Consider the following 13,124-nt stretch of genomic DNA (forward strand, 5'->3'; position numbering starts at 1 on the left):
ATATGGATGTTCGCCCTGCTGCTGCCCTGAAAAGCCTGACTCAACGTGGACTTGCGCTGGTCCTGGCCAACGCGCTGTTCTGGCAGCCATTGCTGGCCAATGCCGACGGCATCGTGGTCAGCGGCCCGGGCACCACGGTCGGCCAGGCCGGCAACGGCGTACCGGTGGTGAACATCGCCACGCCCAATGGCAGCGGCTTGTCCCATAACCAGTTCAAGGACTACAACGTTGGCCCCAATGGCGTGATCCTCAACAACGCCACGGGTGCGCTCCAGAGCACGCAGCTGGGCGGGATCATTATCGGTAACCCCAACCTCAAGGGCGGCGCGGCGAACGTCATCCTCAACGAGGTCAACGGCGGCAGCCCCAGCCGGTTGCGTGGCTATACCGAAGTGGCGGGGCAGTCGGCCAAGGTCATCGTGGCCAACCCTTATGGCATCAGTTGCAACGGTTGCGGGTTTATCAACACCCCCAACGTCACGCTGACTACCGGCAAACCGGTGATCGACAAAGTCGGTCGCCTGGATCATTACCAGGTGGATGGCGGTGCCGTAACCATCGACGGCAAAGGCCTGAACGCCAGCAACGTCGACCGTTTCGAGATCATCACCCGTTCGGCCAAGATCAACGCGCAGATCAACGCACGCGAACTCACCGTGATTGCCGGTCGTAACGACGTCGATGCGCAAAGCCTGAAAACCACTGCACGCGCCGATGACGGCAGCGCCAAGCCGGAACTGGCTATCGACTCCTCGGCGCTCGGCGGCATGTACGCGGGCGCCATCAAGCTGGTGGGCACCGAAGCCGGTGTGGGCGTAAAGCTCGACGGTACGTTGGCGGCCAGTGGTGGCGATATCCAACTGGATGCCAACGGCCACTTGAGCATGGCCCAGGCCGCCGCCAGCGGCGCGGTGGACATCAAGGCGGCCAGCCTTGAGACCAAGGGTGCGATCTACGCCGGCACCACGCTCAAGGCGCAGACCAAGGGCGAGCTGAAAAACCGCAAGACCCTGGCTGCCCGCGACAGCATCACCCTGGCCAGCAACGGCCGGTTGACCAACAGCGGCATCATCGAAGCCGGCGTCAACGCCGATAACACGCGCAATGCCGGTGGCGATGTCACGCTCGACAGCCAGAACATCACCAACACCGGCCGGGTGATCGCCAATCGCACCCTCACCGCCACCGCCGCACAAACACTGGATAACCAGGGCGCCACGATGAGTGCCAAGCAGGCGCTGAACATCACCGCCGCCAGCGTCGACAACCGCAACAAGGGCCAACTGCTCAGCGACGGCGCACAAACCCTCAACGTCAGCGGCCTGCTGGACAACAGCCAGGGCGGCATTATCGATAGCACGGGTGCATTCACCCTATACGGCAACCGACTGGACAACAGCGCCGGTAACCTCACGGGCGCAAGCTCCATCAACCTGGATTTGCTCGGCGACCTGATCAACCGCAACGGCAAGCTGGCGAGCGTCGGCCCGTTGCTCGTTCAACGCGCTGCCCATGTGGATAACCAGGGCGGCAAGCTTGCCAGCCAGGGCCTGCTGACCCTGTTCGCCAACAGTGTCGATAACCAGAGCAGCGGGACGCTGGCCGCCAACGATGGCCTGGCGCTTACCACCACCGGCCTGCTGCAAAACGGTGGCAACGGGCTGATCCACAGTGAAAAGGCTGGTGTGACGATCACCGCCGGCACCCTCGCCAACAACGGCGGGCGCATCGCTGCCAAAGCCGGCGATGCGGTGATCGATGCCACCGATTTCAACAACGGCAGCGGCACGCTGTTGGCCCGTGATCGCATTCGCCTCAGCGGCTTGAATGTGGATAACGGCGGCGAGATCGCGGCCAACCAGATTGACCTGAAGCTGCAAGGCGCCCTGACCAACCGTGGCTTGATCGAGAGCGCCACGACCCTGGATGTCGACACCGCCAGCCTGACCAACAGCGGCCAGATGCGTGCATTGGGCCAGGCAGGTAAAACCCGCTACGCCATCGGCGGCTTGCTGAACAACAGCGGCAGCCTGGAAACCGCCAACGACCAGTTGAGCCTCGCCGCCGGCACCTTCCAGAACACCGGCGGCAAGGTGCTGCACGTGGGCACTGGCGTGCTCGATCTGGGCGGCATCAGCCTCGACGACGTCGGTGGCAGCCTGGCGACCAATGGCGACTTGACCCTCGACAAAACCAACTGGACAAACAGCACCGCAATCCAGGCCGGACGCCTGACCGTCAATGTCGACAGCCTGAATCAGACCGCCACCGGCAAGCTGCTCGGCACCCGTGCACTGGTCGGTAAAGGCCTGGACTGGACCGTTGGCGGCATCGTCGCCAGCCAAGGCAGCCTCGACCTGTCCGTGGGCAACCTGCTCAATGACCATGGCCTGATCTTCAGCGGCGGCGATATGAACCTGCAGGTCGATCGTCTGAAAAACCTCGCTGCCAACATCTACGCCATGGGCAACCTACGCGTTGATCGCGACGGGCAGGGCGGGCTGGCTTCCAGCATCATCAACAGCTCGGGCACTATCGAAAGTGAACGCAACCTGGCCCTGGCGGCCAGCACGATCGATAACATCCGCACCGTGCTCACCACCGAGTCGGGCATCTACAGCGCTTCCATTACACCCGTCGCCTGTATCGATGGCGTGACCGGCGGAGACTGTGAAGGTGGCAAGCAGAACCGGCCGTTCCAGATCACCCAGCGTGACCATTTCATCGTCACCGACGCCACGGCCGGCGCCAGCATCACCTCCGGCGCCAACATGCTGCTCACCGGCGGCACGTTGCTCAACAGCAGCAGTAGCATCGCTGCCGGCGGCGGCATGACGGTGCGTGTCGACCAACTGACCAACGTCGGCCTGGTGACCCATGACACTCAATACGATCGTGTCTTTACCTCTGAGCGCGAGCGCAAGCCGGCAGGCTGGTACCGCGAGGCGGCGGCATTCACTGCGCGCTATTCAGCGGGCAAGAACATGGACGGGGTTGAGGCCGCCATGGCCGCGTTCATCGGCAAAATGGAAGGCGAAAAACCCGACCTGCGCAAAACTACCCAACTGTTGGTGCCGGACCAAAGCTACGCCGCCGTCATCCAGGCGGGTGGCGAAGTAGCCGTAAACGCCCAGGAAGGCATCGACAACCGCGTCGTGAAGCGTGGCTACACCTATGTCGGCAGCGGCGCCAACACCAACGCGCCGGGTTTCTCGACCGAGATCAGCCTCAACCCCCAACTGCCGCCGGACGTTTCCCAGCAACAGGTCAACCCACTGGGCCTGCCGGGCTTCAACCTGCCGACGGGTGAGAACGGGCTGTTTCACCTCAACGATGGCAAGGGCGTGAATGGCCTGCCGACCAGCCAGTTCGCGGCTAACCCGCACAAATACCTGATCGAAACCAACCCGTTGCTCACCGACATGCGTCAGTTCCTGAGCTCGGACTACATGCTCACCAAGCTCGGCTACGACCCCGACACGGCGCAGCGTCGCCTCGGTGATGGTTTCTACGAGCAGCGTCTGATCCAGCAAGCCGTGCTCGCGCGTACCGGCCAGCGTTTCATCGACGGCCAGACCAGCGATGCCGACCTGTTCAAGCACCTGATGGACAACGCCATCGGCAGCAAAAGCGCGTTGAACCTGTCGGTCGGCGTGAGCCTCACCGCCGAACAGGTCGCGGCGCTGACCCACGATATCGTGTGGCTGGAAAACGCTACCGTGGCCGGGCAACAGGTGCTGGTGCCCGTGCTTTACCTTGCCCAGGCTAGCAACCGCCTGGCGCCGAATGGCGCGTTGATTTCCGGCAGCGACGTCAACCTGATCACTGGCAGCAACCTCAATAACGCCGGCACCCTGCGCGCCACCGGCAGCCTGTTGGCAAACGTCGGCGGCAACCTCGCCAACAGCGGTCTGATGCAAGCGGGCGGGCGCCTGGACCTGCTCAGCGGCAACAACCTGAGCAACCGTGCCGGTGGCGTGATTGCCGGTGGCGACGTCAACCTCGTCGCCGGTGCCGACCTGATCAATGAGCGCAGCGTGACCACTCACGAAAGCGCGAGTGCCTATCGCACAGAACGCAGCGACTTTGTCGACAATGCCGCGCGCATCGAATCCGCTGGCGCGCTGGCGTTGAAAGCCGGTGCCAACTTCAACAACGTGGGTGGTGTGCTTAAAAGTGCTGCAGATACCACGGCACAAGCTGCTGGCGACGTGAATATCACCGTGGCGCAAACACTAGACAGCGGCGCTGTCGGCACCCGCTCGAACTTCAAGAACATCGTTCAACACGGCTCCGTCGTGGAGGCGGGCCGCGACCTGCACGTGATCGCCGGTCGCGACATCAGCGCCGTCGCCAGCCAGGTGGAAGCCAAGCGCGATGTGAACCTTGTCGCCACCCGCGACCTCAACGCCATCGCGGCGGCCAACGAGCAACACTCTTCGTTCAATTCGAAAAAAGTCACCCGCATCGAGGACCACGTCCAGCAAGTCTCCAGTGTGATCAAGGCCGGTGGCGACGCCACTCTGAGTGCCGGGCAAGACCTGCAACTGGTGGCCAGCCAGGTGAATGCCGGTAGCGAGGCTTACCTGGTGTCCGGTAAAAACCTCAGCCTGCGTACCGCCGAAGACCAGGACTACAGCTTCTACAGCAAGACCAAGAAAACGTCCCAGGGCAAGAAATTCCGCCTCGACGAAACTGACGTGGTGAACAACGTCGGCAGTCTTGTCAGTGCAGGTACTCACAGCACCGTCGTAGCCGGTGCAGACCTGCTGCTGGCTGGCAGCGCGGTCACCGCCGAGAAAGGCGCGACGCAATTGGTCGCGGGCCAGGACGTGAACATCCTGACCGTGAGCAATTCCGACAGCGCCCGCCATGAGCGCAAGGAAAGCAAAAGCAGCTGGGGCGGGCTCAAGTCAAGCAAGGTCCAGGACAAAGTCGACGAAAAACGCACCACCGCGATGGGCAGCATGGTCTCCGGCGAAACCGTCACTGTTGCCGCCAAGCGCGACGCTACCGTCACCGGTTCCAACCTGGTCAGCACCGGCGACCTCGCCGTGCAAGCCGGTCGCGACGTGACCATCGACGCGGCGCAAAACACCTTCGCCCGCACCGACATGCACAAGGAAAAAAATCGCGACCTGACCGGTGTGCTGACCGGCAACAAGCTCGGTCTGGATGACATGACCGGCAACCAGAAGCTGTACATCAACAGCTCCAAGCACAACGGCACGGCCAATGAGATGACCTTGACCGGCAGTACCGTTGGCTCGAGTGCGGGCAATGTGTCGTTGACGGCGGGGCGTGAGTTGACGGTGGTGGCCAGTGATCTGGTGAGCACCAAGAACATGGAGTTGAGTGGTGCCAATGTCACCGTCACCTCGGGTGTGGAGACTGCCAGTCAGACCAGTAAGGACAGTTCGAAAAGTCTGGCAGTAGGCCGTGTTGTCGCGGGCTCTGTCGTCGATACCGCCAACAGCATTCGCGACGCCGCAGAGGCCGCTCGCAGTGCCGACGACCCGCGCCTCAAAGCGGTAAAAATCGCCCAGGCGGCGCTGTCGCTCTACAACCTCAATAACCAGGGCGGCGAGCTCAATAAGCAGAGCACCGGCTTCAAGAACAAAACCGGTGGCTCCGCCGGCAACGGTTCGCTGATCAAGATCGGCACCGAACTGGCTAACACGCGTACCAAGAGCAGCAGCGAATACGCGGCGCAGACCGTTCACCAGAGCAACCTCAACGTCGGGGGCAAACTGTCGATCATTGCTGCGGGCGACGCGCCGGGCACGTTGGGTGACCTGACGATTACCGGCAGTACGTTGAAAGCCGACAGCACGTTGCTGTCCGCGAAAAACAACATCCTGATGCAAAGCGCGCAGAACACCACCGACCGCAAAAACGATGGCTCACGCAATCGCACTGCCATCGGCGCCAGCTTCAACATCGGCGAGCAAAATGGCTTCACCCTCGACCTTGGCGCACAAACCGCCAAAAACTTGGGTTCGGGTGGCTCGGTTACCCAGGTCAACACCACGTTGGACAGCGGCTCGCTGGTACTGCGCAGCGGCCAGGACACCAGCCTGATCGGGGCACAGGTACGGGCTGATCGTATCGATGCCGACATCGGCGGCAACCTCAACATCCTGTCGCGCCAGGACACCGATACATCCAAGAGCAAGCAGGACAGCGCGGGCTTTGGTGCGAGCATCTGCGTTCCACCGTTCTGCTACGGCTCAACCGTGGCAGCGTCCGCCAACCTGGCGGCGTCGAAGATGAACAGCGACTACCAGGCTGTCACCGACCAGAGCGGTTTCTATGCCGGCAAAGGTGGCTACACCATCGACGTGGCCAAGAACACCACCTTGCAAGGTGCAGTGATTGCGAGTGAAGCCACCGCCGATAGAAACCTGTTGCTGACAGATCGACTGCTGGTCAGCGACATCAAGAACAAAAGCGAGATTGAGAGCAAATCGGCGGGCGTGAGCGTCTCCGGTTCATACAGTGGCGGCGTGGGCACGCTGACTCCAGGTGCCCTGTATGGCATGGCGCTTAATGATTCGGATCACAGCTATACGCGCAGCGCTGTCAGCGAAGGCGCGATCCTAGTGCGCAACCCCGAGGGCGCTAACGACCTCGTCGGTTTGAACCGCGACACAGCGAATGCTAACCAGCGCCTCGACAAGCCTGATGAAAAGGCCATGCAAGAGCGCATGGACTTGGTCAAAAGCTCGATGGAGTTGACCAAGGGGATTGGCGACGCGATTGCTGCGGCGAGGATCAAGGCCGCTGACGACCCTAATAGCGACGTCAACAAAGCGACCCGAGAAAAGCTCGTGCAGGAAGGGGTTGCTAACCCGACGCGGGATCAGATCAACCAACGTGCCCAGCAGGATTATGGCGTAGGGAGCAGCTTCCAGAAGGCCAGCCAGGCGGTAACGGCTGTGGTGCAAGCGGCCATGGGCGGTAGCGTCGGGGGCGCGTTGGCGGGGGCGGCGGCGCCGTATCTGGCAGAAACAATCAGGGACAGGACCAAGGGCGACCCCACAGCCAATCTGATGGCCCATGCGGTACTGGGTGCTGTGCTCGCCAAGGCTGGCGGTAACTCAGCACTTGCTGGCGCAGCCGGTGCTGTGGCGGCGGAAGAAACCGCCAGGCTGATCAAGGAGCATCTGTATGGCGTCGTCAGTAATGAAAGCCTGACCCAAGAGCAAAAACAGACAATCGCCAGTCTTTCGACCTTGGCGGGTGGCCTTTCTGGATCGCTGACCGGCAAGGGCGCGCTGGATGCGGTGGCAGCGGCGCAGGTTGGGAAAAACGCGGTTGAAAATAACCTGTTGAGCCCGGCTAACGAGTCTTTGCTACAAAAGGCTCGCGACGCGATCAAGCACAAAAAGTACACCATCGAGGACGCAAAGACGCTTATCGCGCTCGATCAGCAAGATCAGATTTCAGATGCCTTGGTTGAGCGCCTGCGCCGCAATTCAGACTCGATGTCGGCTGCCGATAAAGCCGCAGCACAGGCGTACCTCACGGATTACGCAAACGCACTCGTTGCGGCGTATGGACAGGGTGAGGCTGATCGCCGCATCTACGCGCTTATGCGGCCCGGTCCTCTGCGACAAAGCAACGATGTGGCGTACGCGGCTGGGAGCTTCAATAAAGACGCTTCGCTAGAACGGCTCTATCCCGGCGATTTGTTGGCGCAGATGAACCGCTTTCCTAGCGAAAACGAACAGCTTTACCGCGACGCGCAACAGAAAATGCTCATTAACCAGCACTACGAAGGGGAGGCTGCAATTGGCACGCCTGCTTTGTATGTGCTGGGCGGGGGCGTGGGGTTGGCTGTACGGTTGGTGACCGCTGAGAGCGGCGTATTGCAGATCACTTATGGTGGCGTGCAGGCCTATAACGGTGACTCAAGCGACGGCGCCAAGAACATTTTCCTTGGGGCTTTGAACGCATCGGCTGCCGGTTTGCCGAGCGTGTTTAAAGGACAGTCGGTCGCCGGGTCTACTAAAGGTGTGGTAGCCAAGAATGAGAATGCTTTTGGGGGGCAGGGTGACTGGGAAACGAGTGTTCTGGTCGAAAGAAATGTTATACCGGCGACCCCAAAACCAATGGTTGATGCCGATGTTGTCACCCTCGCCAACGTTAACTATGGGCGTAGTCCTTTCTCAGAACTGAACGGCGCAATCGGCGAAGCGCGTGGATGGCACCAGACATTGGAGTCCGGCCAGATAGGCGTCTCCGGTCCCGGAAAAGCATCGCTACCCGGTGCAGATTTCATTACGTATGATCCGTCGATTCGTTCACTGATTGTTTGGGACGCTAAGTATCGAGCGGAAGGGGGACGTTATCCTTCATCGGTGCCGGCTTCAAAACTGCAGGCCTGGCAAACCGAGATCGTAAATTCGGTCAAAAATATGCCAGAGGGACCGCATAAAACGGCAGCTGAAAATGCACTCAAGGCTGGCAGGGTCGAAGGCAAAATATTCAAATGGCCGCAATAATTCTGGAGGGTGTGGTGATGATTCCTTGGTCGTTGTTGCTTGAGCAAAAAGCAGGTGATGTCCTTGATACATCCGGAGCGGCACTTTCACTCATCGATGAGGGTGTTTATGGAACTTGCGATAATCAATTTTGCTTGGCCGACACCGTTAACGAGGATGGTCAGGACAAACTCCGATTAGTTTCTTTTTACTGGGCAACCAGCGAGGCAGCGTTTCGTCGAGCCTATTTCAGAGAAGTTGAACGTGATGACATGGCTGTCAGTAGTCCCCCTGCGGAATTGATACCAAAGACGGCAGGCACGACCTATGGTCAAATCAAGCAAGCGTTGAAGGCCGTGGGGGACGTTATGGAACATGCCTCTTACCGCATAATGTCCGATGGTGCCTTTGTTCACAAAAGCCTCGAGAACGCGTCAGTGGTCTACTATTTTCGCTCGACAGACATATTGGATGACGAGCTGCCCTATGCCATTTTGTGGAAATGTCGCGGGCTTGGTAACTATTAAAAAGCAGCAGGGGAAAATAGGGGGCAGAACACGATTACTGCTAAAACTTATATTGGTGGTCTGACCCCTATTTTCCACATTGACCTTGCGAATAGTAAGCCCGTTATTGCAGCTGGTGAGGTGAAAATTGTGCGCGGGGAAGTTAAATATATAGATAGTACTTCTGAGCATTATGAACCTTCCGGTCGCGCTGCACAGATCGCAGCAGAAAATGCGTTCTCTCAAAAAGGACTTGATGTGACTGGTAAATACATAGAAAAAGTCTGGGTGCCAGATCTTGGTAATCCAAGAAAAGTTGCTTGGGTGCCAAAATGAATGACATTATTAAACAGTTTGATATTCTTTGTGATGTGGCTATGGCCGCTTTTAGTGAAGAGCTGGAAATTTCCTATGAGATGTCATTGTTAAATATTTTAGAGTTTGTAAAAAAACATCCGGACTATAGAGAGTGGTTTATAGATAGATTTAAACTGATTTTAACATCTAGGAACTCGCCATTTGAAGCTGTGGCATTTTGCATGCGTGAGTTGCAGTGGCCTGAAATAAAAGAATTTGTAATTTTAAAAATGAACCCTTCAGAAGATCCTCGTAGTGAGGCCCTTCGAAGTATATTGACCACATATGATGAGTTTTGGCCGGATTCGGATCTTTATAGTTATTATAGTATGAGTTAGTTTGTGTAAAGATAAAGGGAGCGGATTTATTTAAATGTGACGCTGATCGGTAGGCTATTAATAAATCTGTCCCCTTTAATTCTGATACCTTTGCAGGCCGTGTTGAAGGCCTACGACAATATGCCAAAAGTACCATGTGCCGACTCTGATCCTGCTTTACGCGATGCTTTGCAAGCGGCGTTGGATTCAGGAAAAGCCAAGGTTCAAGGTGTAACAGTCAAAGTCGGTGTTCCCGCTTCCAGTAAAACAGGTATAGCAGAATTTAAGGTGGAACCATGGACCAAGAAGTAATTCAGTGCGAGCGTTCGGGCGTAAACTCGGAATGGCCCTCCTACAAAAGTGTGCTGGGGCGCATAGTCAAGGGGCCACACGTCTCAGATGAATACGAGTTGAATGGCATCCGTGAATATGTTGAGCGCGGCGATGCATTTGCGAAGCCATCAATGCCTGTACCGAATAGTGACAACGTTACGCGTAGTAGCTCCGAATGGATGGCCGTCACACGAGCCCACAAGGTATTGGCAAACGCACCAGATAATCCGCAATGGCTTCTGGAATTGGCCCATTGGCTGCGCTATTACCAAGTAGGAATTTGGCAGTTGTTCTTCTGGGCGGGCCAGTTCGACATTATTGCCAAAGCGGCAGGCAATGATCGACGCCGCCAAAACTACAGCATCCAAACCGCCACCAATATGATGGCCGCCATGGCGGTCCTAGGCTGGAAGGATGCCGTCATCCATCAGGGCTATCTCACCCATGCGGCTCTCAACCGTGGGCATCAATTAGTGATTGAGTACGAAGAGCAACACCGCCGCGCCCAAGCCTTTATGCTGCGCATGTTTGCCGATTGGGTGGGCGATGTCTCGCATCAATGGCCTGCTTATGCTTACGACGAACCCATCTACGAAGCCTTGTTGACCAAGTGGCGCACTCCAAGCCCCGACGATCTGATGCCCTGCCTGTTGGCCGCGTGTGACCGCCACACTTGGCAAACCGGCAAAGAGAGCCAGAAGAATTCCTACGACTTCAATCGGGACTGGCACTTGGAGCGCGTGCCAGTGGAAATTCTCTATATTCTGCGCCTGCGCCAGTGGGAAGGTTTAGCCAATCCGCAGAAGATTGATCATCCGCTGCTGGCCGCGCCCTTTGACCAATTGCCGCCCGAGCAACCAGTGCCTGAGTTGGACGAGTTGATGCGAGGTGTGCTCAAACGCGCGAGGGAAGACTGGCCAAAGTACGATGAAGTGTTGTCGTTGCCAGCATTGAGGAGTTGAATGGTGCAAAAGGTTGAGGCTCAGGCTAAAGCTTTCATTCGGTCCAATGGTTTCGATAGCATTGTTAGTACTGGGACAAGAACCCCATGAGTGCAGCAGATATAGAATTATAGTTTTACGCGTGTCCTGATAAAATGCTATCTATAAATCAGCGACATGCTGAAGTCATGGATAGGATGTCTCGGAATGGTGCTCCTTTAGGGTTTGCAGGTCTTTAGCTTCCGGCTACCCCGAGTTGTGGCGACGGGTTAGTCGCTACTTATACGGTTAAAATTCCCATCACAGGGGGATCGGGGTCAGACCACGTTTTCAGCGAAATCCATACAAGGGTTTAACTTTTTTTGTGATGTTTCATTAACGTATATAATGGTTTTCGCTATTTATAACGACTTGTGCTCTTTAAAAATTTTATTTATTTAATTGAAATCATTATTTTTTCTTTGCTTTTGTTGCAGGCGACTAAGCTGATCTCTTTCAGAAATCAAGGGGTTGTTATGGCTCGTTGTCCTCGGTTGTTGGTACCAGGTCTTCCGCTGCACATTATTCAGCGCGGAAATAATCGTTCGGTTTGTTTCTATTCAGAAGATGATTAAATTTTTTTAGATCCACCTCTTATAGCTTTTGTCGGAAACTCATGATTGCAAAATTCACGCGTGGTGTCTCATGACGAATCACATGCATGTATTACTGACTCCAACTACCCATCTTAGTGCTGGTTCGTTAATGAAAGGGCTTGGTCAGCGTTATGTCCAAAATATAAATCGTACTTATCAACGCACAGGTACTCTGTGGGAAGGTCGTTATCTTTCTTGTATCGTGCAGCACGAAAGCTATTTGATGGCCTGTTATCGGTATATAGAAATGAATCCGTCAGAGCGGGAATGGTGGATCATCCCGCTGAGTATCGTTGGATGAGCTACCGTGCAAATGCATAGCTGGAACCTTCAGCCCTTATAACGCCTCATGATTGTTATAAAGAATTGGGTAGTAATGTCGATCAGAGAACTGAGGCGTATCGTCGTCTCTTCAAGGATGAGCTTCAGCAAGAAGTAATCGACCAAATCAGAGGTGCTACAAATAGACATTACGTGTTCGGAACGGGAAAGTATTCGTCGCAGATAGCACAAGCTTTGGGTAAGCGAACCGTTAGAGGATTCGCTGGTCGCCCAAAGAGATGACTTTCAAATGTCAATGGTGGTCTGACCTCTATTTCCCCGGATCAACACCAAGGTGGCATCCACCGCGCCGGAAGCGTAGCGCGAGAAATTTTCTCAGACAAAAAATAGAGAGGTGGTAATGGAGAACTTTGAAGCCCTGATGCGCAAGAAAAAAGATGAGCATTTTTTAGATGGGCTCGTTGTTGTGGAGGAAGCTGTTTTACGTGCGATCCAAGCAGCTTTTCAGGATGTCCCCGAAGATTATTTGGCATTCTTAAGAACGTTCGGAACTGGGGAGATTGACGATGCGGGCATCATGCTTTATGGCGGCTTTTTAGAGGCTGATGAAATTTTTGATGCAGGTACAGCGATAGCGCTACGGGATATTCGATTTTTCGGAGATGACATGCAGGGACGGTGTTTCGGCTTCGATGTGAGCGACAACTGGGCTGTGGTAGAGGTAGACTCTTCGGACATGAGTGTTAGAAAATTATGTGATAAGTTTTCTTATTTTTTATATGGTTTGCTGAGTTGAGCTGTTGTGCATAGGAAAGCCGAAGATCTGATTTTGAAAAAATGATAAAAAAGGCGGCGATCCCCGCAGATGAATTAGTCGGAAAGTGATAGTGGAAAACACACTTGAAATCCGTGAGCTCATCAAGCATATCACCTCTGCTGAACTATATAAGGGTGATTACAGGAATTGCTTGACTGATCGTCAAGCCATACTAAATAAATCCGTCCCCTTTTTTAGTCGGATTGTTGGAGTTTGTGGGCTCGTAGCGTAGAGCAATTAGACGTGGATTATTCGAGAATAATTGATCTTATTGAAGAGTCGGATTTCGTTGGGTTTGCTGATTAAGGTGACGGGATTGCTGATGAGTGGATTTGTAAAGCTGAACTCGTCTTGGGTTGAAATTTCCAATATGGCTTGCAGTTGATTAATGAATATGAAGAAAAGCGCGGTCTGTAAGGTGGGTAAAGTGTAAAGAGGATGGACTTATTT

The 13,124-nt window shown here is 55.7% G+C and carries 8 protein-coding genes; all 8 read left to right on the forward strand.

The window, feature by feature from the left end; genetic code table 11:
• The first annotated feature begins 2 nt into the window (after nt 1–2).
• Nucleotides 3–8,507, forward strand: a complete 8,505-nt coding sequence (locus tag HX823_RS06135; protein WP_256349996.1) for a hemagglutinin repeat-containing protein — start codon at nt 3–5, stop codon at nt 8,505–8,507.
• Nucleotides 8,495–9,013, forward strand: a complete 519-nt coding sequence (locus HX823_RS06140; protein ID WP_237142536.1) for a hypothetical protein — start codon at nt 8,495–8,497, stop codon at nt 9,011–9,013. The genes HX823_RS06135 and HX823_RS06140 overlap by 13 nt, the downstream gene beginning before the upstream one ends.
• A gap of 120 nt (nt 9,014–9,133) precedes the next feature.
• Nucleotides 9,134–9,328: a hypothetical protein gene (locus tag HX823_RS06145; protein ID WP_177074400.1), complete on the forward strand. Its 195-nt coding sequence runs from the start codon at nt 9,134–9,136 to the stop codon at nt 9,326–9,328.
• Nucleotides 9,325–9,687, forward strand: a complete 363-nt coding sequence (locus tag HX823_RS06150) for a hypothetical protein (RefSeq protein ID WP_177074401.1) — start codon at nt 9,325–9,327, stop codon at nt 9,685–9,687. The genes HX823_RS06145 and HX823_RS06150 overlap by 4 nt, the downstream gene beginning before the upstream one ends.
• Before the next feature lie 36 nt (nt 9,688–9,723).
• Nucleotides 9,724–9,978 (forward strand): hypothetical protein, encoded by a 255-nt coding sequence (locus HX823_RS06155; RefSeq protein WP_082461618.1) that lies wholly within the window; start codon nt 9,724–9,726, stop codon nt 9,976–9,978.
• Between the two features lie 308 nt (nt 9,979–10,286).
• Nucleotides 10,287–10,961 (forward strand): hypothetical protein, encoded by a 675-nt coding sequence (locus tag HX823_RS06160; protein ID WP_033900135.1) that lies wholly within the window; start codon nt 10,287–10,289, stop codon nt 10,959–10,961.
• Nucleotides 10,962–11,636: 675 nt separating this feature from the next.
• Nucleotides 11,637–11,876, forward strand: coding sequence for a transposase (locus HX823_RS31910; protein WP_256349998.1), 240 nt, complete (start codon nt 11,637–11,639; stop codon nt 11,874–11,876).
• 381 nt (nt 11,877–12,257) lie between these two features.
• Entirely contained in the window at nt 12,258–12,653 is a 396-nt protein-coding gene (locus HX823_RS06170; protein ID WP_177074402.1) for an SMI1/KNR4 family protein, read from the forward strand.
• Nucleotides 12,654–13,124: the final 471 nt, after the last annotated feature.

The organism is Pseudomonas sp. P7759, assembly GCF_013386445.1.
GTDB classification, from domain to species: Bacteria; Pseudomonadota; Gammaproteobacteria; order Pseudomonadales; family Pseudomonadaceae; genus Aquipseudomonas; species Aquipseudomonas azotoformans_A.